Below are 25370 nucleotides of genomic sequence, written 5' to 3' on the forward strand. Positions count from 1 at the left end.
ATGGTACCTTGATGATGGAATGGGTACATCCACTATTCATAGAGTTTTTTCATTCTCTCCAGCGACTAACAAAATTGTCGAGAGGTCTCCTCAGTGCGGCGATGATTCCTTGGTCTGCAAGTCGATAAGCAGAATCGCCGCCTAGTTAGCACCTATTTTTCACAGAATATTCCTAAGATCTGCACTACTAGGTTGGCAATTAAGAAGTGACGTCCGTCAGAATCTATTTAAGCGACCTGTCAACGGATGGGTCCTGTCCACACTGTTTTGAGTAATGTGAATTATTTGGAATGAAATCCCTTATCCGTAAAGGCGACAAACTCGAGCACGGCGGCGAAGTGACCAGCGGTTCTCCGTGGACCGACTTCATGGGCCGCTCACTTGCGCGCAAGGGCGACGAAGCGCGGTGCGACCTGCACGGCCCGACCTCGATCGACGAAGGCTTAGCGAAGTTCCCCGACCGCGACGGCAAATGGTTCGCCATGAACGGCCATCGTTGCGTGTGTGGCTGCGCGCTAATTTCATCGCTGCAGAACGTCAATATCACCTAATGCCGGTTGATCTGTCTCCAGCCGGACGCCCCAGCGCCTATCCGCGCCGTCCACGGTTCTGGCCGTGGTGGTGTTGCATCTGGCTGGCTTGTGACGTACTCGGCGCTGGCATTGTGTTGTTGCTCTGGCCGAAAACTGAGCCAGCGAGCGGCGCCTGGTTTTGGTTCTGCGTCGTTGGTATTCCGAACGGCGTATCGCTGGTCCTGTTCGGCATCGAGCGAGCGGGGTACGAAGGACTGTGGTATCGAGCGCACTACCGGAACCAGCATCGCAGTCGATGGTTAGCACAGCAGCTCGGCATAGCCCAAAAGCCTTTGCAGGTCCTCGGCGTTGGCTACTGCCTGCCGCTTGGCGGTCAGTCGCTTTCGAGCGTGATCGAAGCTGGAGTACGACTGCCCGTTTCACAAGTTCCCCGCACAGGTCCTGGTCTCATCGAGCACGCGCGTTTTGAAGAAGCGGGTTGGTTGATCGACGATCCCATGGACAACGATCTTCCAGACGACAGCGAGTTACGCCCTGATGCAGAAAGATCTGCAAAACAGGTTTCGCTGCTCACCCTGAAGATGGCCGAAGCGCTCAAGCCACTCGCAGACAGCGTGCTCGTCCTGACGCGCTACCAAAATATCTGGTGGCCGCAGGTTCGCGCTTTGGCTCCGCCCGGCAAAGAGCAAGCCTATGTAGCGCATGTAAGCGATGCGCTGCGCAGGGCGAATCTGCCGCCCCTCGCTGTGCAAGCCGCATCGGCGTCGGACGGCCTCATGGTGGCGGATGCGTGGCTGGACGCCAACGAGCGGCGTCCGCTACTCGTTGTGGCGACCGCCTGGCACGAAGCAGGACCACCGGAAAAAAGCACGGAAGGTTGCGTGGCCATCCTGCTTGCGCCGGGCTTTTTCCGCTTGCCGGCATCCGTCACGGTCGCTGCCCGACTGCACAGGCCGGTCGCCGGCATCGGATCGGAAATGGAGTACGGATTGGCTAATGCTGCGGTCTGGGGCAAGGCTGACGCCGCGTCCCCTGCTCGCGCGTGGATCACCCGTCCTGTCGACGGATGCAATAAAGCGTTGCGCGCGGCTCATATGGATGTCCTCACGAAAGATGCTGCGCAACGGCGAGCGGACCATGTTGTTGGCGAATTGGGCGACGCGAACGGCTGGCTGTCCGTTGCCGCAGCTGTTGAATCAGGCGGAGCAGAAGTAGCGCAACTTATCGTTGATGGCGTACAGTCGGCGATTTTGCGCGTAACACCTGTCATAACGATGACCACAAAGAACCATCCAGTTTCAGATGACCGATCCCAAGCTCACCCTGCAATCGCTTGAGTCCACACGGAGCACACCAGAACCCGATTTGTCGAGCCGCATCGCGATCTGGGGTCTGCCGGCCGTGATGCTGATCATCGGCGTGTTCGCGATTGGCTTCGTCTGGATCCGAGGAGACTCGGTCGGCCTGCCGTCCGGTGAGCCACGCATGTGGGCCGTGATTACCGTACTGGTCAGCATCGTGCTGCTGGTCGTGCTTCACCTTTTCCTGCTCGCCGCGGGAACCTACGCGTTCGCTTACAGGCTTTTTCACAAGGAAACCGGCGACAAAACGAAGTCGTCAAAGCCTCTCAAACGCGACGCCCGCTTACAACGCATGTTCGAAGAACTGCGCGTCGCCCGCGGCTGGTCGTGGCGCCGCCGCCTGCGCTGGCTTTTGCTCCACGGCACGGATGAATACATCGAGCAGGTAGCGCCCGGACTCAAGCAATTGGGCGTCGTACACGTAGGCGAAAGCATTCTGGTACATGCCTCGCCGGACAGCATTGAAGCGACTAGGTGGTTGAATGAGATTCGTCGGTTGCGTCGTCATCGGCCTGTCGACGGCATCGTGCATGTTGCACGTGCTGATGCAAACGATTCCGAACTGCCGCGCACGCTATCAGGCATCACGACAGCGCTGGGCTGGGCCGCGCCCGTCACATTTCTTCATCCCGTCGAGGCGAGGGGCGGCAAGCCTGAACGCTTTGATGCCGTGGGCGCGTTCATGCCGGACGCATCGCGTGGCGCGGCTTCGTTCGCTGTCGCCACGTTGCCGGACATGCTGCACGAGCTTGAACAGAGAACGGCGGACATCGGCGTGCGCATAATCAGCGAGAAGGGCTGGATAACCTGCTTGATATCTGAATACATCGGCAAGCATGCCGAGCGAATGGTCGAGAACCTGCGCGGGCTGACAGCCTCGAACTGGCTGCGCGCTCCGCTTGCGGGCGTCATGTTCGCTCCGGTCTTTCCCAAAGCGGCCGTCGTACCGGTGCCGGAAGTCAGCGAGGAGCAAACGCAAGGCGAACCTGCACAGACGGAGCAAGTCGACACGATCCCCATCACGCGCGAACAACCGCCGGCCTTGCTGCCCGTCTGGCAGCAGATCGGGGCGTCCACATCCCGATATCGTGGTCGTCGCACGCGCCTCTATTGGCCGAACCTGCTGGCGGCGTGCGTCCTGATAACGGCGTTGCTGTGGTCCGTGCTTCTGGTCGTTTCGGGCATCGGCAATCATGTTCTGGTGCAAGACGCACAGGCCACAGTCGCCGCAGCGCAAGCCGCCACGCCTGGCACACCCCAAGCTCTGCGCGCGCAACTCGCCTTGCAGAAGCAGATCGAAACGCTCGAATTCCGCCAACAGCATGGCGCGCCCTGGTATCTGCGCGCGGGGCTGTCGCACAACGACGAACTGCTCGACGCCTTGTGGCAGCCCTATCAAACCGTGGCGGCGCAAAATCTTCGTCAACCAGTCGTTCAGGCGCTGGAAAGCCAACTCACCACGCTTTCGCAAACTCGCTCCGACGAACAGCAAAGTCACGACGTGCAGCAGCGCGCGTATAACCGCCTCAAGGCGTACCTGATGCTCGCCAACCCCACGCGTGCCGATGCGTCCTTTCTCAAGACACAACTGATGGACTTATGGCCCGCGCCTTCGGACATGCGCGCCGGTGAATGGCTCGACACGTCACAGCAACTCATGGCGTTCTGGACCGACCACCTGAAGGCGCATCTCGCGTGGCGGATCACTGCGTCGATGCCACTGGTCACGCAAATGCGCTCGATGCTGGTCAACCAGATTGGTCTGGCAGGCAGCGACGACGTGCTGTACGAACGCGTGCTCGGTTCCGCACGCGGTAAATACGCGGACGTATCGTTGGCCACGTTGCTCGCGGGCGCAGACGCACATGGTCTTTTCACGACGACGCAGACCGTGCCGGGCATCTTCACCCGCGCGGCGTGGGACGGCGTTATCGAAAAATCCATCGACGATGCAGCGAAGCAGCAACACCTCGAAGGTGACTGGGTGCTGACGGACGATCGACCCGCAGGCCAGCCGAGCGTAGTGGCCGGCGCGGCCGGCGCGGTTGACGCTGCACGCACTGCGTTAGACAAGAAGCGCGACATCGACGATCTCAGAAAGCGCCTGCGCACGCGATACTTCACGGACTACGTTTCCGCCTGGGCGAGCATGCTCAACAGCCTGCGCTGGACTCAGCCCACGAGCTTTTCCGGCGTCATCGATCAGCTCACGCGGATGACCGATGCCCAGACCTCAGCGCTGATTGCCATCATGAAGTCGGTGAAGTATCAGGGTGAAGCCGGGCGTGAAGCGCACCGGGAACCTCGGAGACCGTTTTGCTGGAGTTAAGCAGCCATCGGCATTCCAGCGAGTTGCTCATAGTAACGAGCTTCCGCCTCGGCCGGTGGGATGTTGCCGATAGGTTCAAGCAGACGTCGGTGATTGAACCAGTCCACCCAACTAAGTGTCGCCAGTTCGACGGCTTGCACATTGCGCCACGGGCCGCGGCGATGAATGACTTCTGCCTTGTAGAGGCCGTTAATCGTTTCGGCGAGTGCGTTATCGTATGAATCGCCTACGCTTCCAACTGACGGTTCAATCCCTGCTTCAGCTAGCCGGTCCGTGTACCGAATAGAAACGTATTGCGACCCGCGGTCCGAATGATGTACCAAACGGTTACCTTCGGCTGGTCGGCGCTCATGTAGGGCCTGCTCCAGCGCATCCAGTACGAAATCGGTGCGCGCTGAACTTGACACTCTCCAACCCACGATGCGTCGCGCGAACACGTCAACGATGAAGGCAACATACGCGAAGCCTTGCCAGGTCGCGACAAGGGTAAAGTCGGACACCCACAGTGCGTTGGGCTTTGACGCCTTGAACTGACGCTGAACATGATCAAGCGGACAAGGTGCGTTTTTATCGCTGACGGTGGTTCGCATCGACTTACCCCGCCGTACACCCTGCAGACCTAGCCGCCTCATCAACCGTTCAACGGTGCAACGCGCAATTCTGAAACCTTCGCGCAGCAACTGTCGCCAGATCTTACGCGCACCGTACACTCGAAAGTTCTCTTCCCAAACGCGACGGATATGCTGACACAACAAAGCATCACGCTGCTGCCGCGCTGGTAGCCGACGAGGATCGGCGCGGCGGGAGGCGTACAGGTAGTAAGTCGACGGGGCGATCGGCAATACTCTGCAGATCGGCTCGACCCCGTAGACCGATCGGTGATCGTCGATGAAAGCGATCATCACTTCGGTCGGCGGTCGAGCTCCGCCTGTGCGAAATACGCCGAGGCCTTGCGCAGGATCTCGTTCGCCTGGCGCAGTTCCCGGACCTCTCGTTCAAGCTCGCGAATTCGATCTTGCTCTTGCTTCGAGGGGCCTGCTCGCACACCACGATCACTCTCAGCCTGACGGACCCAATTTCTAAGAGTCTCGCGCGAACAGCCCATCTTCGCGGCGATCGACTGGATCGCTTCCCACTGCGTAGCGTATTCCGAACGGTGCTCGAACACCATGCGAACCGCGCGCTCGCGAACCTCGGTCGGATACTTCGGCGCAGTCTTGCGTTTTGCTTTGTCGATGCTTTCCATTTCCTCATTCTCTCAGGAGTTGAGGTCTCCGGAAAACCCGGTGCGCTTCAGGCGTCCGTCGCAGGCGTTAGCTGACACGCTCGTGCGCAAGGCACAGGGTTTCCTTGGCGCAAACGAGTCCGAGCAGACGCAAGCGCCGGACGCCAACCCGCTCGACAAATCGTTCGGCCCGCTGCTGGCACTGCTTGGCGACGCCAATGCATCAGCGAGAAGCAGCAAGAAGGACGATGCCAACTCGCCCGACATCGCCGCCTACAGCGGCGTGAGTCTGTCGCGCGTACTGACCGCCGATACGACCGTGCGCCTGAAGCTCCAACAGATCCAGTCTAGCCCGGACGCACAATCGATGGCGCGTGCGCTCGCGCAGGCAGTATTTCAGGGCAAGCTCTCCGACCTGTCGCAAGCACGAAACGACGCGGCGCTGACCGCCGCGAGTCTGGGCGCGCAGTGGATCGGTTTTGGCCAGACGATGTTCGTGCAGCCCCTCGACGCCGCCTGGCAGGCTGTCCTGCAACCCGCTGCCGCAAGCCTGAACGATACGTGGCGTGCGAGTGTTGCCGCACCGTTCCAGTCGTTGTTCGCCACACGCTATCCTTTTGCACAAAACAGCGTCGATGCCTCCTTTGCCGAATTCGGCCGCTACGTGCGCCCCGACACAGGACTCATCAGCCGCTTCATCGAAAGCGAACTATCCGGCGTGCTCAAACGTCAGGGCGACCAGTGGGTGCCGAACGAACTCGCGCCGCAGTCACTTCAGTTCGATCCGAAGTTCCTGGCGATGCTGCGTCTCATTGGCCCGCTCGGTGCGCATCTCTATGCACGCGGGGAAGCGGCCTATCACTTCGAAATGATGCCGCATCCGACGCCCGAGATCACACGCAACGAACTGAGCGTGGACGGACAGAAGATCGTCTATTTCAACCAACTCGAACTGTGGACGCCACTGACCTGGCCGGGCGACGGACTGAACGGGCGCGCGTCGCTGACGTGGCAGGCGCTGACCGCTGGCTTACGCGTCGCATTCGACGCGTCGGGTGATTGGGCGTTCCTGCGGATGCTAGAAAAGGCCCGCATCAAGCCGCTTGATGACACACGTTATGAACTCGTCTGGAACGCCGAACCCAACAGCGAAGACGCGAAAACGAAGGGATACGCATTGGACCCGATTCACTATGAAGTGCGCGTGCAAGCGGGCGCCGGTCCGCTCGACTTGCTCAAGCTGCGCGGCTTCCAAATGCCCGAGCGCATCTTCATGACGGGCCGCGCGGGTGTGCTCCAGGCCGTACCTTCCTTGCCGCCGCTGCCACCGGAGATGCAACCATGACGGCGCCGTGGAAGCGCTCGCCGCTCGAACACGAGAACCCGTTCCTCAAATACTTCGATGAGGAGATGCGCTATTTGCGTGAGGCAGGCGGCGAGTTCGCACAGGCGCACCGGGACACCGCGCGCCGCCTCGGTATGCGTTATGGCGAACTCGGCGAAGGCGTGCGCGAGACCTACGAAGGCTTCGCGCTTCTCGCCGCGCGATTGCGCATGAAGCTTGATGACGGTGCGCCGGAAATCACCGAACCGTTGATCGACAACCTGTACGAACATATGGCGCGGGCGATCCCCTCGCTCTCCATCGTCGAATGTACGCCGCTCGGGCGTGCGGCGACGACCGCGGCGCAGGTTCCTGCAGGCGCTGTCATGCGCTCGACGCCGATCGGTCCGGATCAGGCGCAATGCCTCTATCGGACGACGCAGGCGGTGCCGTTGCTGCCGCTATCGGTGGAAGATGCCGAAGTCGCGGTGCGCGCGGACGGTCGTACCGTCATTCGTCTCACGTTCGGTCTGTTGCTGGCCGAGCAGCGCGAGCGGGCGGACTTGTCGCGTATCAGGCTCTATCTACACGGCGAGCGGCCGGCTGCATCCGCGTTGTACGCTGCGCTCACACGTCAGGTCGCTTCCGTCGGATTGCGTCTGCCGTCGGTGCGCAATGGCGAATTGCAACGGCTGGCCGACGTACATTTCGAGGCAGCGGGCTTCGGCTCCTCGACGCGGCTGTGGCCGGTCACGAATGCCGAGCGCGACAAGACGCTCGACCGCGAACAGACGCTGCTCGAATACTTCGTGTTCCCGCAGAAGTTCCATTTCGTCGATCTGTGCGGCCTCGATGCGTCGATGGTGCCGGCAGGCGAAACGCGCATGACAGTCGAAATCGAGCTGAACGGACGGGTGCCCGGCGACTACGCTGTCAGCCGTGAGAGCTTTCGCCTGTTCTGCACTCCCGTGATCAATTTGTTCGAGATCGATGCCGTAGCGCTTCGGCCCACGGACTGGCATGACCGGGAACATCGCATTCGGGCACACTCGAAGCTGGCCGGTCACGTGGAGCCGTATGACGTGCTCGCGGTGACGGCAACCGATCAGGAGGACAGCGCGCTTCATGCCTACAGCGCCTTCACGACTTTCAAGCATCGCGGCTGGATGTTGCGCTATCAAAAGCCGGAGCGGTATTTCCACACATCGACACGCTTTGGTGTGGTGGGGCGTGAACTCTGGGTGACGCTGTCGGGCCAGTTATGGGAGAAGCAAGACGCGCGTCGCGACGACCGGGAGGGCGGATCGATCGAACCAGATCGACATCTGACCGTGCGCGCGTTGGCGAATAACGGGCGATTACCCCGCATGGCGCTCGCCGAGGCGACGATCACCGAGACGGTGTCGGGCTTCACCGGCATCGCGTCGGTGCGCAACCTGACCGGACCGACTTTGCCGCTTTATCCGCCGCGTCATCACCCGGGGTACGACTGGCGTGTGCTGGGTCACTACACGGCAGGTGGCGCGAACGAACTGAACATGATTCAGATGGCCGGCGCCCCCGCATTGCGCGCGGCATTGGAGTTGTACGACTGGTCGGTTGACGACAGCATCACGAAACGCATCGACGCGATCGAACGCGTGTGGCTGGTCGAGCATAAGGCGCTACAGCGCGCGTATGTGCATCGTGAAGCCCGAATGCATGTTCAACTCGACGCGAAGGCGTTCGACGGCCCTGGCGATGTGATGCTCTTCGGTGACGTACTGAGCCGATTCATCGGCCACTATGCAAGCTTCCATCACTCGATGCGGCTGGTGCTGATCGTCGATGGTAAAGAGACCGTGTATCCGCGCATGGAGCACGAAGGCGCGCCTTTCTGATGGGACTGGGTTGCTCATCTATCAATCGCTACAATAATGAAGCCTCGAGAAAACGCGACCGCGACAGGGCGGAAACGGCGCGGCGGACTCAAGGCGCTGACGATTGAGGAAATGCGGACGATCGCGAGCGCGCGAGGAGCCTGCGCGCGGGGCATTGGTGTCAGCAATGTACGTTCGCGGCGCGACGCCGAACAATGGACGAGATTCACGCGCTCGCTGCAAAACGAGGCGTGCAGTGTTTGTCAAAGACGTATTCCGGTTCGCTCGATCGACTACGTTGGCGCTGTTCGTGCCGTCATGAATCAGAGAGCCGAGTTGCCAATATACGCAATGGTCACTGGTGCCAGCCGTGCCAGAAGGAAAAGCGGAGTCAGGCGGGCTTGAGCGAATGCGAAGGCTGGCGGCGGCGCGTGGTGGCATCTGCCTGTCCGACGCCTACCTGTCAGCTCACCAAAAGATGGAATGGCTGTGCGACCAAGGAACACGCCCGGTCGACCAGACCATCGAATATCGTCAATGGAAATTGGTGCCGCAGTGCGCGGCGCTGGCGCGCTGTCTGCAGGAGAAGGCGAAACGGCGCTATCGGCCAGCTGGACTGACCGAGTAAGAACCGCCCCGCTGCCATTCACGTTGTGCTGAACTTTGTCGATGCGACTGAACCGGGAGAGTTCGGTCTGTCGACGGATTGAGTGCGACAAGCGCCGCAGATCAAGCGGACGTTGTGCGCCAAGAAGCACCGGTGTCTCCGAGCGAAGTTACGGACGGTCGACGTCCTGAGAATGAACACGGACTCGCCTTCGACCGTACCTCGGTCCGCACCTACGATCACGACGGTCGACCGCACGTTGCCATTCGCCGATCAGCAAGGCGAACGTCTGTCTCTAGTTTGGCAGCCAGATTGCCAACGGCGAGGCGTTTCACGTCGACGCGCAGCGCACCTACCGGCTACTGCGTGACCTCAATGAACTTGCTCGTGCCGCACCGGCCTTCAACCGTTTCCACTGATCGACGCCTTCTACGAGACGGACCGCGAGCACATCCCGGTTTCCGCAGCGTCGCCCAAGAAACAGGTCGTAATCGGTAACACCCCAATACGCCGTACCTGCGCAACAGCCGCGTCGTATCGGACGCTAAGGCAATTCGAGGCATCGATGACGATACGCGCCGGGAGATATCATCGGCGTATCACACAGCGCCGACATGACGCAGACGTTTGAGGGCGAGCCTAAATCTTTCACATGCGTGATCGCTTCAACTATCAAAGATGGTCGAGCGCGCAATCACCCGATTGGCGCCACTCGGGCATTCGCACATCACGATGTCGCCGTCGACAACCGCTCGCGACGTGCCGAATCCCCAGTTGACGGCCGTGCCTAGCATCTGACCGTTCTTGCCACAGCGCGGACACGACGCCAGGCCCAAGTGACGGGCGATGAGTTGTCCCTCGTCGAGCATCGAGTCGTCGCCATCCAGCACGCGTCCGCCGGTTGTGGTGAGATTGCCTTTGCAAGCAATCATTTTGGTCATCCCAATCTTCCGTATTTCGTTTCAGCCGGATCGGTCGACGCAGCGCGCCGTCACGCATCGCTGGCGATCGAGTTCAATATGCGCAGCCGCGTCTGTCCGTCCGGCGTAAAATCCGTCCCGAAACGCACCAGGCCTTCCCGCTTCAGATGACAAACCATCGTGAAACTGAGCAGCATGCCCGGCTCGGGCTTCTTGATCTCGATCTCGACTGCTTTGAGGCGCGGCTCGTATTCCAGCAGCGTCGACTCGATCTCATTTCTCAACCGATGCGACGACGCCGGCAAATGCCGGTAGATCTCAGACAGATCGTCCAGCCCATAAGCCGGCAGATGAGCTAGCGCCCGGCGACGACTGTTCAGGATGCGCTGGATGTTGTCTTGCACCGAATAGAACGTCTGCGCCTCGGGCGAATGATCATCGACTGCGGTGCCATCCGCAAAATGACCCGTGATGCGTTCGAAGAGTCCCGGTCCTGCTCCCGTCATCGTTTGTCCTTCGTCAATGCGTCATGCGCGCAACCGACGCGTCGAGCCAGCCGTTGATCGCGAACCACGCGAGTCCGGTTGCGACGCACGCCAGTGCCATGCACGTCAGCGGAGAAATCCGGCTCGTCCATGGGCGAACGACGTCGGCTTTGATCACGATCGATTCGTCATCTTCCGACTCGTGTTTGTGCGAGACGCCAAGTCGCTGGTCGATGCTTCGTCGAAACTTGGCGCGCGCTTCTTCGCCTTCGAGCGCGAACCGACCCATAAAGCCGAGATCCAGGACCGCGCCGAAGATCGCAAGGAGCAGCCGTTCTGTGCGCGCTTGTCCCATCCAGCGCTGCATGCGCCGCACAACTTCTTCGCCCGCATCGTTGCGCTCGAATTTCCCCAGTTGCAGCGGATGAAGCTCCCAGTTATGGCGTTCATCGCCCGCAAGGCAACGCATGGCCGTCTCATCGATCAATGCGCACTGTGCATACTGCGCGTCTTCGATCACATCAGGCGACAGACCCCGCATTTGAAGTTCCGCGCCCAACTGCTCGATCTGGTTCTTCGCATCGGCGAGTACGGCCTCGGCCGATGGCTTGTTCTCGCCGTGCAGCTCGGCAATCGTGAGCGCCGTATCGCGCAGCGCGACGGGCAGCAGTTCGTTCATCGCGCTCATGTCGGTAACACCGCGTAGAGTTCGAGCGACACATCCGGAATCGATGCCGGCACATAGAACTGACAGGCCCGTGCATCAAGCATGCGTTTGAACGCAGGATGCGCCGCATCTAGTGCGAAGTATTGATTCTCAATGCGCACGGGAATCGCCGCCGGCAAGCGCGACATGGACTTGATTGGAATGCCGGAAAGCGCTGAATTGACGATCTGTTCGACTTCGTCGGGTGAGCCGGCCTTACAAAGCCGTGGGAATCGTTCGATGAGCGTGTGCGCGGGCAAAGTGGCCTGAACCGATAGATAGTAATCGGCACCCTCGACGAGTCGCTCTTCCTTGATGAGACCCGTCCACATCGTGCCACGCACACGCTCCAGTGCGATCGGCACCACGCGCGAGGGAATCACGGTGTCGAGCAGGATTCGAATCAGCGATTCGAGTTCCGCGAATACGGGTTCCGGTGCTCGGTGATCGTAGGCGGGAATGGCCTGCAACGTCTCGGTCGTGGAGAACGTCAGCAACGAACCCGCGAGGCGCGAGAGCAACGCATAGAGCCGCTCCGGATGCTGATTCGGCGCCTGCACCAGGCGCGCGAACTCCGGCCACGACGAGTTCACGCTGTGAAGCAGCCAGAACAGCGACACGTCGGCGACGGCGAAATCGGCGATCTGATCGGAGCGCTCGCGCCGACGCACCGCGAGACTGCCGCTTTTAGCGCTCAAAATCTCCGACAGGCGCTTGACCCGCTCGATCAACGTCGCACTGGCTGACAGAAAGAGACACGGTGGCACGAACGACGCGTCAGGCTCGAAGCGTCCCTGCGCGTTGCGGATGAGTCGTGCGACCGGACACGTTACGTAGTCACCGGATTCCTCGAAGTCGAACAGCAGCGACACGACGTGACGCTCGACGCTGATTTCCTCCTTGCCTTCGCCATGCAAGTCATCGACGTGGAGGTATTCGCGTACATATCGACGTGGCCGCGCAGGCTTCGCGCCCGCCTCGATGCAGTTATTCCCCTTCGCATCCACGAGCGCCACGCCCGCGAGCACGGTGACGGCATCGTATTGCGTCGAGACATCGTCGAGACTGCGTGCCGACGGGAGCCAGTCTGACGTCTCGCTGTCGATGAAGGCGCCGTCGGGCAGACGCAGGCATAAGGACGTGAACTGCAGGCGATTGATGCCGAGCGCCTGTGTGTCGATGGCCACTTGGACCACGCCCCATGGATCGGGACTCGCCATCTCGGCAATGCGTGCATTGGCGAACTGTTCCCACAGTGCCTGCTGCTGAAAGTGCTGGGGCGTCATGAACACGCCCTGTGCCCACAGCGGTCGGGTGATTTTCATTGCTTATTGAGTCTGGTAAATGCAGGATGGGGCGGCGCGCCCCTTTGCACGAGTTTGAATTGAACGGGTTAATTATTTTTCGCTCTGGGCATCTGAGAGACGAGTCCCAAGTTGATGTCCATTCCTTCGATCTGGAAATGCGGCACGATAAAGAGCTTGACGCGAAAGAACCCCGGGTTGTCCTCGATGTCCTCGACGTCTACGCGCGCCTCCCGCAAAGGATGCGCGGCTTGCAAATCATCGCCTGCGCCGGTCATTTCAGTCACGAGTGTCTTGATCCACGTATTGAGCTCCAGTTCCAGCAGCCGACGATCCTTGGTCGTGCCGATGTTCTCGCGCTGAATCACCTTCAAATAATGCGCGATTCTCGACAGCAGGAATATGTATGGCAAGCGCGCATTCGCCCGGCTGTTGGCGCTGGCTTCCTTGGTGTCGAATTCTTCAGCTTTCTGGACGGAGTGCGCTGAATAGAAGCACGCGTAGTCATGATTCTTGTAGTGCGACAGCGCGATCAACCCCAGATGGGCGAACTCGAACTCGCGTGTCTCGGGAATCAGCACTTCGGTCGGAAATTTGCCTAAACGACCCGCGCCGAGATCATAGAGTTGCGTCGGCAAACCTTCGACCAACCCACCGGCTTGAGGGCCACGAATCTGGATGCACCAGCCATTGCGGATGAAGCTACGTACCAGATTCGTCGCAAAGGCAAACGAGGCGTTCGCCCAGAGCAACCGGCCCGGGCCAGCGCCGTCGACATCTTCGACATAGTTGAAGGGCTGCGTGGGCGCGGTGTTATCGAGCCCATACGGCAAGCGTGCCAGAAAGCGAGGCAACACCAGACCGAGATAGCGTGCATCTTCCGTCTGGCGTAGTGCTGTCCACTTTTGATATTCGGGGCGCTCGAAGTGATCGTCGAGATCGCGAATGCTGGCGACCTCTTCCATTGAAGCCCGACCAAAGAAGCGCGGCGACACCGCGCCGATGAACGGCATGTGAGCGGCAGCGGCGACCTTCGACAGATCACGCAGCAGGGTCACATCTTGTGCGCTGTTGTCGAACGTATAGTCCGAGATGAGCGCCGAGATCGGATGGGCGCCCGGCGTGTCGTATTCCTCCGTATAGGTATGGCGGAACAGACCGCTTTGCACCACATCGGGCGCGTCTTCGAAGTCTTGACGGAGCGTTTCCTTGGACACGTCGAGAAGCTCGATCCTCACCGATTGACGAAAGTCGGTCTGATCGACGAGAAACTTCAGCCCGCGCCAGGCGGATTCCAGTTGCTGGAAATCGCGCTGGTGCAAAAGCACGTTCAATTGTCGGCCGATCTTCTCGTCGATGTCGGTGATCCAGTAGTCCAGCAGCGCGATGTCACGGTCCGATGTGGCGTTCGGCGATTCGTCTCGTGATGACGTATCGATCGCATTCAAAAGCGATGAGAGGGCATCTTGATGAGGCGCGTCACCATTCCCGGAATCGGCTGCAGGTGATTGGCGAGTAGGCGGGGCTTGCACCATCGAGACGTCGTATTCCTTTGTGGGTAGTCTGGTCGCTGCTTTGAATCAGCCATTCAACGACAACCGGCTGTTGAACAAGCTGAGCGCAGGGAAGGCTTCAAGCTTACGTATAGCACGCGTGAGCATTTAAATCTGTCAAGCATTGAAAAAGCACCTGAACAGATGCGGTTTTGTCTTAAATGGGGAATGCTGGCCTTGCCAGGATTGGTGCGACCCGCTATCTTCGCTCCCCAAATAGATGGATCGCATCGCGGATGTCGCCAACGCTTGCTCTTCTGCAAGCTTCGATGGCACTGCTTAGAAAGGAGAGGCAACGATGGCCGACGTACTGGATGAAACCTTGCAGCGGGTGGCGGGGCAGGTGATTACCGGGCGGCAGGAATACCACCTGGAAGTCTTTGGCGCAGAAGAGAAGGCGCAGGGCTTTTCGGTTGTCTCGTGCAGCGTGCGTGAACGCATGGGCGAGCCCGTGGTGGCCACCATCGTGCTGACGCATCCGAACCGGCTCTCGCGCAAGCATTTCTTGGGGAAGGACGCGAAGTTCTCGATGAGTCCGCTGGACGGCACGCCGCACTGCTTCTCGGGGTTCATCGCATCGTACAAGACGCTCAAGACTTCAGTCGATTTCACGAAGTACGAGATTGAGTTGAAATCTCACTTAGGTAGGCTGGAAGGCGTCAGTCGCTTTAGAATCTATCAGCATCAAACGACACCAGAAATTGTGGTGTCGAAGCTGCGCGAGCACGGTATTCCGGATCATCTGATCAGTGTGCGCTTGCGTGGCGCTCACCCCCAACACGCATTCCGCTTCCAGTATGGGCAGAGCGACCTTGCCTATGTTCAGATGCTGTGCCAGAAAGCGGGCATTTATCTCTACATTCAGGAGACGGAATACGGCGATCAGATCGTGCTCGGCGACGACATTGATCACTACATCTACGATCCTGAGCTGAACCTGTCGTACCGTGAAGTGTCCGGGCAGAATGCCGCGCGTGCCTCGGTGTACGAACTGTCGGTCCACGCAACGACGGTAGCAAAATCGTTCGCGGTTGCCGAGTACAACCCTGACCAGGCCTATGAGCGCTTCTTTGATGAAGCCAACGTCGCGCCTGAAGATCCCACCACCTACGGCACGCCTTACGCGTTCGGGACCGGGCACCGGGATTTTGCCGGAGCGAAGTTCGAAGCGCAACTGCGCCATGAAGAGGCGATTGCCTGGCAGGTGGTGATCGAAGGGAACAGTACTGAGCTAGGCCTGCAGACCGGACGCGTCTTCCATACGGACGAAACACTCGATGATGCGCCAGATGGGCTAATGGTCATCGAAGTGACGCACACCGGCGCGCGGAACCAGGCTTATACGAATGCATTCAAGGCCATTCCTGCGGATCGGCGTTTCCGGCTTCGACTCGAAACGGAGAAGTGGCCGCGGGTGGCCGGTACGCTCAGTGCGCGTGTGACTTCCCCGGATCGATATAAATATGCCTTCCTGAACGCGGCAGGCTATTACACGGTCCGCTTCGATTTCGACTTCGATGGCTGGCCTAAAGGCGGCGAAAGCGTGCCGCTGCGGCTGGTCAAGCCGTTCGCGGGTGCATTGCAGACGGGGTTCCACTTCCCGACGCTGGATAACACCGAGGCCATGATTTCGTTCCGCGACGGAGATCCGGACAAGCCTGAAATCAGCGGCTTCCATCACCATAGCCAGGCCGTTGATCTCGTTACGAGCGACCGCCGGTGGATCTCGCGCGGGATGATCCGTACGCAGAGCAATAACAAGCTGCGCTTTGAGGATTGGCAGGGGCAGGAGGGCATCAAGCTCAGCACGGAGCATTCGGGCAAGTCGCAGCTGAATCTCGGTTATCTGGTTGATAACAAGCTGGAAAAGCGCGGGGAAGGATTTGAGCTGAGGTCGTCGGGTTATGGTGCTGTCCGTTCAGGTAAAGGGCTTCTTCTCAGCACTGACGACCAGCCCGACGCAAGCGGCAAACAGCTCGATATGCAGGAGGCCATGCAGCGCCTGGAAGACGCTTACGGACGCATGGAGGGACTCTCGCAAGCCGCGCAACAGTCGCAGGCCGAGTCGGCTGATCTCAAAGCTATGTCGGAAGTTCAGCAGAAGCAGATCAAAGATATGCAAGAAGCAGTCATGCTGCTCTCCTCAAAGTCTTCGATTGCTATGGTTAGCCCGGATTCGATTCAGCATAGTGCGGGGGCGAACCTCGCCTTTACGGCGGGAGACAGCGCGGACGTCGGTGTTTTACGGAGGTTTCGGGTCTTTGCAGGCGAAATGATCAGCCTCTTCGCCCACCACATGGGTATGAAGCTCTACGCAAATCACGGAAAAATTTCGATTCAGGCTCAGAACGATGAGATCGAACTGACCTCGCAGCAAAACATGACGGTCACAAGCAGTGAAGGTCACGTGGTGGTGCAAGCGGGCAAATCCCTCACACTGACGGACGGCGGCGGTGCCTACATCAAGCTTGAAAACGGTCAAGTCACTATCGGTTCGCCCGGTCAAGTTGCCATTAAGATGGCCAACTTCAAGTGGGACGGTCCGGACAGCATTCAAGGCAAGCTTCCCGGATTCAGCACATGCCATGCTTCGAACGCCGCTGCCGCAACATCTGGCGAGAATAGCGGAGCGCTGACGTGAGCGCTGTCTCTTCGATCGTTTCGTCGCCGGACGCATCGCATTTTGAAGATGGCTTCTTGCTTGCCGATCCTGGTGCGCTTCCGCCAGAGATATCGACGTCGAGCTTTCCGTCATCCCTTTGCATTCCCACCAATTGGGGGCGTGATTTTACAGGCCTGCCCATGGTGATCAGTTTGGCTGATTGTGACGCGTCGCAACGCGAGTGGCTTGCGTCGATCGCGGAACATGAAGCGAATCTGAGTGGCCAGATGCCTTTAACGCATGCAGGTGTGTGCGCGCATTTGACGGCGACAGCCTCCTTGGCTCAAATCGCACTACACATTGCGCGTCAACTTGTCGTGCTGCCTGTTGATGCGGAACGACGTCGATCGGGCGCGCCCTCGCTGTGGCGGTTCTTCGATCCTCGGGTGTTTACCCATCTGTGCTGGCTACTCGATGTCGATGAGCAATGCAGCCTGGTCGGCCCCGTCTCAGCATGGGCATTTCCATGGTTTGGTCGTTGGTACAGGTTCCAGAATCCTTTTCCCATAGGAATCAATGAAGATTATTTCTCTCAATTGACGCCCTCAGGTTTTCGCCAGATCGAGTGGGGCATGTGGGGTCGCGCGCAGCGTGTTTCACAGATCAATCAGGTGCTAGCACGTCTCTCATTGCCCGAAGGTTACACCTGGCAGCAACAGACTTATCTTGCGGCAATCATTGAAAAAGCATTGCAAGCGGCAAATTCTCGGCTCAATTTTGCTCACACTGGCGATCAGATGCGTTATGCCGAACACGTGGCGAGGCACGGTGACGCATTCGAGACGCACCCTAAGCTGAAGGAGTACTGGCGAGCCCGCGAAACGCGTATGGCATCAGGAGGTTGGACGGAGGTCTCCGAGCTTTTGACTAACGACGTATATGCGCAATTGCCTGAGCGAACTCCAAATCGTGCTAGCTCAAAGAACGAGCCAGCCCTTGTTTGACAATATCTTGAGGAGATCCATCCATGGCTTCGGGAACCGAACCGGTCTGCAATCTTTGTGATAAGCATGGTCTGCTCATCATGCCGGTGCGTTACGCCATTGCCCCGCGAGAGCTTGGCTTACCGGTTGTTACTGCTCCGCTAAAGGTGGAAGACGTAGCAGAGAGCGTCGGCAAGGGCAAGAAGCAGGACGTGCAGTTGAAGGAAAGCGCTCAGTACACGACTCGCGTGATGCGCAGCGGGTATCTCTACGTCTACGACGAGATGCGCGATCGCATGCAAAGCTATTGGATCACGTCTCAGGGAAATTTCATGAGTTTCCCGGCTGAGACGACAATTCCAGAGCAAGCGAAGTCGGCGACGCCTTGTGATTTCGCCGGCCACAAAGAGCTGGCGGGTTGTATTGCAATCAATGATGTTGAGCACGCCGGAATCGTTTGGCTTGGCTTCTCCGATGTGCAATGGACGCCGGCCGTGGTGAAGGCTCATCAAGGTAAGGCTGGCCACGCACAGCGTACACTACATATGAGGGCCTTCGACGCTGGCGCTTGGGCGAAGGCACATAAGGTGACGCCTGGGATATTCCCCGCGAGCGATCGTGGGAGCGTTCCGCATGTAGTGGGACTGACCAATTTGGGCACCACTGTCGCCGAATATGCATCGGTTGGCAAGAGCGCGCAAGGCGCATCGGCGTCGTTCAAGCCTTCGACTGCGCCGAACTACCACGCACGGGCAGGGCAAGCGTCGGCCGTGCTGGAAAGTTGCGCACGCCGAAGCCCTAAACTGCAGGCGGCGATCGTCGCGCTTGATGATCCTGCTGGTATCGCTCAAGATCTTGCTGCTCTCATTCAATGGCATTTTAATCGACTGCTTGATACACCGGTTTCGATAAATAAATTCGGAAAGGGCTATGGTTACGCGACCAGCTACCGAAATTTGGTTGCTTTGGACGGCTCTCTAAAGGCGCTGAAATCGTCGAATGATGAAAAAGTAAAGCTTGAGATCTTTGCGAATAGGGACGCGCTTGCCGACGCTTTGAAGGTCAGCTATGACGTTGGGCGTGAGCAGGCTGCAGCCATCGCCGTGACACCTTCTATGGCTAGCAGACCGGGCGTGGGCTCGCAGTCCGGCAAGACGCAAACCTTGGTCGATATTGCTAGACAGCACGAATCCGACAAGCTAGTGAGAAATCCGACTCCTGAGTTCGTTGAAAAAACACAGAGCTACTATTGGAATCAGTACCTAGAACGTACAATCGTTGGTCAGAAGAACGGTCCATATGCCAGTTGGCGGAAGGAGTTCAAGGGCGCTTCTGACGCGTTAATGAAAGAGCATACAAAGCCGCTTAGTCAGGTGCACGCCGCGTGGATGCAGAGTAATTTACTTGCTAATAAGCTCGAGTCGACTCATGACGGGGCGCAGCCACTATCCGGAGACGTATATGCCGCGACTTTATACCGTTGCATTTCAGGCACTCAACAGGTAGACGGATGCCGGGCGGTGTATGAGAACTGGCTTAGAGGAGACGTCAGAGAAAGGACGAACCTATTGCTGCGTGCATTTCTGCTCAAACAAGACGACCTCATTGCAAAGCTTGCGGTGGCCTCACTCGATCCTCAAAATGTTCCATGGCAAACGCTGATGGACCAATATGCGGCGCACATGAAGGCGCTTCTTAAACCGGATGTAAATGCGCCGGCGGTCGCAGCTGCCGCGCAGCGAGATGAAGCCAAAGCAAAGAAGACGTATGAGGAGGCCACCACGGCTTACTTTGAAGCACTCGGCACGGCTCCTGGGCTGGCGTTTATGAAGAGCCCGATCAAACGCAAGATGGAGGAAGCCAAAGCCGCATGGGAAAATGCGCAAGCGCAGGCGGACAGCGCTAAGCAAAATACTAATGCGAAGCTGCTTCCCGATTCGGTCGCCACGGTGCTGACGTACGTCTCCGCCCCGTTCGGAACCATGTTGCGTGAATTTAACGGCAATGCAGCGGAAAAGAAGCTGATGCAGTGGATGGTGATCGCGGGCGTGACGATGCGGACGCCGGTGGGCGTCATCGAGGTGAATGGCACTGTCCAGCAATCGATCAAGTTTTTGTCACAGATCTTTGTGGACAACCTCGTGGCAGCGGGGAAGCAAAGCGGCAATGAACTCTCGGAGGCACAGATCCGACAGCTCAGGACTTACGCCGAACGTCAGGTGCGTGGCAGCTTTGCGAGCGGAAACGTCGGTGCATTTGAGACGCAAATGGGTAGCAGCACGAAGTCAAAGATGGCCGTGTTCATCACGCCACAGATGTATAACGAACTGGATGCCATCAAGGATCCGACTAAGAAGGTGGCGTGGCTGGTCGAACATGTGAAAACGCCGAAGAACCTGCAAGAGTACGGTCTGATGAGAATCGGGTCACGCATCAAGCTCTATGGAGCGGTCTCGGAGGGTGTGCTGACCGTAGTCGACGCGATTTGCAAATACGCGACGTGGCAGCAGGCCATCAGTGACGAAGCATCGGCATTGAAGTTTCAAAAGACGTGGACACTGGATGCACGTGCGACGCTCTGCGATGGGCTATTTCTTGGCGCGCTGGCGTCGGGAGCGGGCAGTGTGCTGAAGATGTACGGAGCATGGCGCAATGCGTATGCGGTGGGCATGCCGGAGATGTTGGCCGGTGAGAAGCAGATGGAGCGCGCCGCTGTATTTCTGAAATTCGCCGGGGTGTTGGGCGGGATACTTGCGGGCGTGTATGCGGTTATGGATCTTGTCGACGGCTTTCAGAGTAGGTCTGAAGGACAACGAGGGCTTGCTGCTCTTCAACTCACCTCAGGAGGCGCAGGTGTTGTCGGCGCAGGCATTGCTATTTGGGCTGCGCTCGCGGCGGAAGGTGGTGCGACCATTGTCGGATCAATCGGAGTACTCGGAGCAACTTTTGCTATCACGTTGACCTTCATCGGGTTTGTACTGGCTGCAATATTAGCCGCACTTGCATTGTGGATTGGCAGCCTCAAGGGCGATAGCATTGCGCAGTGGATGAGCCGTTCTTATTGGGGAAGTTTGGGAGATACGGCGAGATACCCTGATTTTGATAAGGAACAGTCCGACTTCAAACAATTGATGGCGGGGGCGTGAAGCGCATGAAGCCACGCAACCTCAAGACATTCAAAGGAGAACGCTTCCTTACACAGAAAGATTGCGAATGGCACCTTCGAATCGACGAGCCAATTGTCGCACCCCATGCCTCGGCTTTGGCCATCCGCATGAATTCCACCTACCTGGAGATGGTCGATGGGTACTATGCTAATCGCGGAGTTATGAGTGCATTTGGAGTCTTTGCTGCGATCGTTGGCGTCGTTGGATTGGTCATGAATATTTTTCTCTCAGCTGTCGAATTCTTTAGTTCGGGACGAAACCATAACGATGATCTTTCGATATTTCTCTTCACGGTGTTTACGACGTTCCTGTTTTCCATGCTCACGTTTGGCGTCGTTCTTTTTAATCGTTGGATAGGCGAATGGTTTGGCTATACGCACTATCCGATCCGTTTGAATCGAAGGAACCGTATGGTCTACGTGTTTCGAGGCGATGGGACAGTGCTCGAAGCGCCATGGGATGCGACCTACTTTACGCTCTACGTGGTCAAGAATATCGGCGTACCGTGGCTGGGTGTCTGCGGTCTGGTAATGAAGGACGAAACGACCGTGCAGGAGCAGTTCATGTTTGGCTACTCTTCGTCTATTAAGGAGAATTGTCTTCGACATTGGGAATTCATGCGCCGCTATATGGAAGATGGCCCTAGCGCCGTCATGAACGCCGATGGATTCCGCTACTGCTTGCCGATCGCGGACAGGAAGGAAACGCCCTATCAAGGGTGGGTGGCGTTGGTGGCGAGTGATGCGTGGAACCCCGTGTTCAAGTGGCTGATGTTTCCGATCCACGTGGTTTCTTTTCTTGGTCGCATAGTCTGGCGCGCAACATCTAAAGTGCCGCTTTGGCCGGCCGATGTGGAGGCGGCCTGCCGAATTGAACCGGGCGATCCGTATGTACGTGACTCGAGTAGCGACCCGGAAGGCTTTCGGTAACGCCGCACTTTGTTGGGAGCGGTAGTTGGCCACTCGATTATCGTTCTGTGGCTGCACGACCTTCAACAACAACAGAATCCGATCCGACTAAGAAGGTGGCGTGGCTGGTCGAACATGTGAAAACGCCGAAGAACCTGCAAGAGTACGGTCTGATGAGAATCGGGTCACGCATCAAGCTCTATGGAGCGGTCTCGGAGGGTGTGCTGACCGTAGTCGACGCGATTTGCAAATACGCGACGTGGCAGCAGGCCATCAGTGACGAAGCATCGGCATTGAAGTTTCAAAAGACGTGGACACTGGATGCACGTGCGACGCTCTGCGATGGGCTATTTCTTGGCGCGCTGGCGTCGGGAGCGGGCAATGTGCTGAAGATGTACGGAGCATGGCGCAATGCGTATGCGGTGGGCATGCCGGAGATGTTGGCCGGTGAGAAGCAGATGGAGCGCGCCGCTGTATTTCTGAAATTCGCCGGGGTGTTGGGCGGGATACTTGCGGGCGTGTATGCGGTTATGGATCTTGCGGATGGTAATCAAAGTAGAGAGCAATACCAATGGCAACTGATGACGTTGCAGGGACTGTCTGGTGCTACGGGTGCTGCTTCTGCAGTGATCGCGATTTGGGCGACGCCTGCCGCAGAAGGTGGTGCAACTGTAGTGGGCTCTATCAGTATCCTTGGGGCGACCTTTGCAATCACGCTGACTATCATCGGGTTTGTGCTGGCTGCGATATTGGCCGCACTTGCATTGTGGATTAGCAACGTCAAGGGCGACAATATCGCGCAGTGGCTAACTGCTGTTATTGGGGAAGTCTTGAAAAGGCGCGATACGCTAACGTCAATGATGAGCAGTCCGACTTCAAAGAATTATTGGCTGGAGCGTAAGGGGCATGAAGGCGCGCAACCTCAAGACCTTTCAAAAGGAACGGCCCATTTGCGAGCAGGATCGCGAATGGTACCTTCCCATTAGTTATTCGGCTGGTGAGCCCCACGCCTCGGCTTTGGCGATTCGCATGAATTCGACATACTTAGAGATGGTCGACGGATACTACGCCAATCGGGGAGTCATGAGCGCATTTTCCATATTCGCGCTATCTGTTGGCCTTGGCTTTCTGGCAATGCTTCTGTTTTCCACAGCTCACGACTATCTAGATTCCAGCTGGAACCATAACGAAGATATTCCGATGTTTATTGCCACGGGTAGCGTTGCAACCGCTTACTCCTTGCTTATTTTTGGCACCATCATGTTCACGTGTTGGATAGGTGAATGGTCTGGCTATACGCACTATCCGATCCGTTTGAATCGAAGGAACCGTATGGTCTACGTGTTTCGAGGCGATGGGACAGTGCTCGAAGCGCCATGGGATGCGACCTACTTTACGCTCTACGTCGTCAAGAATATCGGCGTACCGTGGCTGGGTATCTGCGGTCTGGTAATGAAGGACGAAACGACCGTGCAGGAGCAGTTCATGTTTGGCTACTCTTCGTCTATTAAGGAGAATTGTTTTCGACATTGGGAATTCATGCGCCGCTATATGGAAGATGGCCCTAGCGCCGTCATGAACGCCGATGGATTCCGCTACTGCTTGCCGATCGCGGACAGGAAGGAAACGCCCTATCAAGGGTGGGTGGCGTTGGTGGCGAGTGATGCGTGGAACCCCGTGTTCAAGTGGCTGATGTTTTCGATCCACGCGGTTTCTTTTCTTGGTCGCATAGTCTGGCGCGCAACATCTAAAGTGCCGCTTTGGCCGGCCGACGTGCAGGCGGCCTGCCGTATTGAACCTGGCGATCCGTATGTACGTGACTCGAGAAGCAACCCAGAAGGCTTTCGGTAGCGCCGTTCGCATGTTGCGTGACGTCGAGCGGGCAACTGGATCAGCGTTCCGTGACGGCACGACTTTCACAGCAGCAGAGCGTGATACAACCTTTCACCCAAAGAAACAGCAATGCCGAATCTCATCTACGTCGGGGATACCACCAGTCACGGGGGCGTCGTCCTTACGGGGTCGTCGCGTGTTTCGCTTAACGGACGCGGCGCGGCTCGCAAGACGGACCGCGTATCGTGCCCACGGTGTGGAGAAAACGAAATCGTCGAGGGAGACGCCCAAATGAAAGATGGTGACCTTCCTTTGTCATTCCATGGACATCACACGCGCTGCGGCGCGACCCTGATTTCGTCGAACGGAACCACCGGTAGCGCTTGATGGCTTACGACCTGCGTCGGATTGGTCCTGAAAAGCCCGTGCCGCCCTTCGAGCCAGCCTGGATCAGGTGGGCGGTGTTTTGCGTGATCCTCGCAGGAGGAATTGCGGTAGGCGTCGTGAGTCGCTGGCCCAAAGGGGAGTCCGCTCATGCTGCGTGGTTTTGGACCTGCGCCACCGTTCTCCCGATTCTTCTCGGGTCGGCCCCCTTTCTGTTTTATCTCGGCGTCCTGCAGGCGCGGCGCAGTAATGCTCAGGAATATAACGACGATAGGGGCGACTATATCCGACAGGTCCAGCGGGAAGGTGGCGTGCCTCTCCACCTACTGGCATCGGGGTTTGTGTTCTCCGCGTATGAGCATGAGAACACTCCGGTGTCGGTCACGGAGAAAAAGCTGCTGCTCCAACCCCGAAGCCGCTATCCGGGCGATGGTCAATGCGTGACTGCGCGGTGGATTGAGTCGCCGAATCACTGCTGGTTGCCTGGAGGGGACGGCGTTGACATTGCACGTCACGAAGAGATATTTCGACTCGTTGCGGATTCGCTGGTCAAACAGATTTCATCAGCCATCAAGGCTTTGCCGGAGCATCTGCCTGTCCTGACGGAGCTTGGTGTTGACACGTTGCTTCCGACTTCGAGCGTGGAAAGCATCTGGGCCGAGGTGTGGAAGGCGAATCAACTGAAGGCGGTGTCTCTCCCCCTGGTGCGCACTGATACACCCGCCTTGATAGAGGTCGACAAATGGTTGGATGGCGGTATTCCCTACACACTTGATGCAGTTCGGATCATGGGTTCCGTTCGGTTGGCCACGTTATTAAGTGCGTCTCCCGTTGCCGGCACAACTGAAGCAGGTGCGGTTCTTGTCTTCGCGACCGACACCCTAAGCAAGCGAAAGCGGCTGGATTCGAAGGCGCTGCTTTATCGGCCGGAGCGAGGCGACCAATCAGATCTTGCGCAAAGCGTGAGACAAATTCTATTTTGGAGCAGGGCGAAGGAAGTCGAACTTGAGGATCTTTGGTTTGGCGGGGGATCGGACGCTCCGTTATTCCGGACGTTGATGGAGCAGTTGGACGCTCAAGGTATTGCTCTTGCGAAAGCGAGAGAGTTGAAGGGCCATCATGATATAGATCTGCGAATTGGTAGCGCTGGATTTGTCGCTCCGTGGCTTGCCATTGCCCTTGCCTCAGTCCACGCAAATATCTCCGCACACAAGCAGCTCGTCAGCGTCGCAGATGACGAAGCGCTGACACTCGCCATAGTCGTTCCTCGAACTTAAAGACAAGTCT

Annotated in this window: 20 protein-coding genes and 1 other annotated feature; of the genes, 14 read left to right on the top strand and 6 right to left on the bottom strand. The window is 58.1% G+C overall.

All coding sequences use genetic code 11. The annotated features are described in order from the left end of the window. Positions 1-290: 290 nt before the first annotated feature. From LDZ21_RS14715 to LDZ21_RS14725, 3 genes are read left to right on the top strand one after another with little or no spacing between them, the layout of a single operon-like run. Positions 291-551, top strand: a complete 261-nt coding sequence (locus LDZ21_RS14715) for a PAAR domain-containing protein (protein ID WP_244795566.1) — start codon at positions 291-293, stop codon at positions 549-551. Beyond that, positions 503-1870, top strand: coding sequence for a KPHS_23130 family T6SS system protein (locus tag LDZ21_RS14720; RefSeq protein ID WP_244795858.1), 1368 nt, complete (start codon positions 503-505; stop codon positions 1868-1870). The genes LDZ21_RS14715 and LDZ21_RS14720 overlap by 49 nt, the downstream gene beginning before the upstream one ends. Next, a complete protein-coding gene (locus LDZ21_RS14725) occupies positions 1836-4223 on the top strand; it encodes an ImcF-related family protein (RefSeq protein ID WP_244795567.1) in 2388 nt (795 codons plus the stop codon). The genes LDZ21_RS14720 and LDZ21_RS14725 overlap by 35 nt, the downstream gene beginning before the upstream one ends. Here the strand turns inward: LDZ21_RS14725 and LDZ21_RS14730 are convergent. Beyond that, positions 4220-5469, bottom strand: a protein-coding gene (locus LDZ21_RS14730) for an IS3 family transposase (RefSeq protein ID WP_425306854.1) whose coding sequence is annotated in 2 segments (ribosomal slippage) — positions 4220-5157 and positions 5157-5469 — 1251 coding nt in all. Because the reading frame shifts where the segments join, the coding sequence is not laid out codon by codon here. The two genes, LDZ21_RS14725 and LDZ21_RS14730, sit on opposite strands and share 4 nt — an antisense overlap. Beyond that, positions 5051-5167, bottom strand: a sequence feature (AL1L pseudoknot). (Overlaps the previous gene by 117 nt.) A gap of 40 nt (positions 5470-5509) precedes the next feature. On the opposite strand from LDZ21_RS14730, the gene LDZ21_RS14735 reads away from it, so the two are divergent. From LDZ21_RS14735 to LDZ21_RS14745, 3 genes are all read left to right on the top strand, one after another. Next, positions 5510-6793 (top strand): type VI secretion IcmF C-terminal domain-containing protein, encoded by a 1284-nt coding sequence (locus LDZ21_RS14735; protein WP_244795568.1) that lies wholly within the window; start codon positions 5510-5512, stop codon positions 6791-6793. After that, entirely contained in the window at positions 6790-8652 is a 1863-nt protein-coding gene (gene tssF / locus LDZ21_RS14740) for a type VI secretion system baseplate subunit TssF (protein ID WP_244795569.1), read from the top strand. Before LDZ21_RS14735 ends, tssF begins: the two co-directional genes overlap by 4 nt. A gap of 349 nt (positions 8653-9001) precedes the next feature. Beyond that, complete coding sequence (locus tag LDZ21_RS14745) at positions 9002-9259, top strand: hypothetical protein (protein WP_244795570.1); 258 nt, start codon at positions 9002-9004, stop codon at positions 9257-9259. 644 nt (positions 9260-9903) lie between these two features. Here LDZ21_RS14745 and LDZ21_RS14750 read toward each other — a convergent pair. The 5 genes from LDZ21_RS14750 to tssC all read right to left on the bottom strand — a co-directional run bounded on the left by LDZ21_RS14750 (position 9904) and on the right by tssC (position 14188). Beyond that, complete coding sequence (locus tag LDZ21_RS14750; protein WP_244795571.1) at positions 9904-10179, bottom strand: PAAR domain-containing protein; 276 nt, start codon at positions 10177-10179, stop codon at positions 9904-9906. A gap of 50 nt (positions 10180-10229) precedes the next feature. Further along, on the bottom strand, positions 10230-10664 hold the full coding sequence (gene tssE, locus LDZ21_RS14755; protein ID WP_244795572.1) for a type VI secretion system baseplate subunit TssE: 435 nt from the start codon (positions 10662-10664) through the stop codon (positions 10230-10232). A 13-nt stretch (positions 10665-10677) separates the two neighbouring features. Beyond that, positions 10678-11331, bottom strand: coding sequence for a DotU family type IV/VI secretion system protein (locus LDZ21_RS14760; RefSeq protein WP_244795573.1), 654 nt, complete (start codon positions 11329-11331; stop codon positions 10678-10680). After that, positions 11328-12674, bottom strand: a complete 1347-nt coding sequence (tssK, locus tag LDZ21_RS14765; RefSeq protein ID WP_244795574.1) for a type VI secretion system baseplate subunit TssK — start codon at positions 12672-12674, stop codon at positions 11328-11330. The genes LDZ21_RS14760 and tssK overlap by 4 nt, the downstream gene beginning before the upstream one ends. 68 nt (positions 12675-12742) lie before the next feature. After that, on the bottom strand, positions 12743-14188 hold the full coding sequence (gene tssC / locus LDZ21_RS14770) for a type VI secretion system contractile sheath large subunit (RefSeq protein WP_244795575.1): 1446 nt from the start codon (positions 14186-14188) through the stop codon (positions 12743-12745). 316 nt (positions 14189-14504) lie between these two features. Between tssC and LDZ21_RS14775 the strand changes: the two genes are divergently transcribed. The 8 genes from LDZ21_RS14775 to LDZ21_RS14810 all read left to right on the top strand — a co-directional run bounded on the left by LDZ21_RS14775 (position 14505) and on the right by LDZ21_RS14810 (position 25360). Then, positions 14505-16847: a type VI secretion system Vgr family protein gene (locus LDZ21_RS14775; protein WP_244795576.1), complete on the top strand. Its 2343-nt coding sequence runs from the start codon at positions 14505-14507 to the stop codon at positions 16845-16847. Continuing rightward, on the top strand, positions 16844-17812 hold the full coding sequence (locus LDZ21_RS14780; protein WP_244795577.1) for a DUF4123 domain-containing protein: 969 nt from the start codon (positions 16844-16846) through the stop codon (positions 17810-17812). Before LDZ21_RS14775 ends, LDZ21_RS14780 begins: the two co-directional genes overlap by 4 nt. 23 nt (positions 17813-17835) lie before the next feature. Beyond that, a complete protein-coding gene (locus LDZ21_RS14785; protein ID WP_244795578.1) occupies positions 17836-20937 on the top strand; it encodes a T6SS effector BTH_I2691 family protein in 3102 nt (1033 codons plus the stop codon). A 5-nt stretch (positions 20938-20942) separates the two neighbouring features. Beyond that, positions 20943-21887 (top strand): DUF6708 domain-containing protein, encoded by a 945-nt coding sequence (locus tag LDZ21_RS14790; protein ID WP_342346298.1) that lies wholly within the window; start codon positions 20943-20945, stop codon positions 21885-21887. A 47-nt stretch (positions 21888-21934) separates the two neighbouring features. Continuing rightward, positions 21935-22852, top strand: a complete 918-nt coding sequence (locus LDZ21_RS14795) for a hypothetical protein (protein ID WP_244795580.1) — start codon at positions 21935-21937, stop codon at positions 22850-22852. Then, positions 22773-23717, top strand: coding sequence for a DUF6708 domain-containing protein (locus LDZ21_RS14800; RefSeq protein WP_244795581.1), 945 nt, complete (start codon positions 22773-22775; stop codon positions 23715-23717). Before LDZ21_RS14795 ends, LDZ21_RS14800 begins: the two co-directional genes overlap by 80 nt. A gap of 111 nt (positions 23718-23828) precedes the next feature. Then, positions 23829-24086 (top strand): PAAR domain-containing protein, encoded by a 258-nt coding sequence (locus LDZ21_RS14805; protein WP_244795582.1) that lies wholly within the window; start codon positions 23829-23831, stop codon positions 24084-24086. Next, the gene (locus LDZ21_RS14810) at positions 24086-25360 is read left to right on the top strand and encodes a KPHS_23130 family T6SS system protein (protein WP_244795583.1); all 1275 of its coding nucleotides are present in this window, start codon (positions 24086-24088) and stop codon (positions 25358-25360) included. Before LDZ21_RS14805 ends, LDZ21_RS14810 begins: the two co-directional genes overlap by 1 nt. Positions 25361-25370: the final 10 nt, after the last annotated feature.

Source organism: Caballeronia grimmiae, assembly GCF_022879615.1.
In the GTDB taxonomy this organism is placed as follows: domain Bacteria; phylum Pseudomonadota; class Gammaproteobacteria; order Burkholderiales; family Burkholderiaceae; genus Caballeronia; species Caballeronia grimmiae.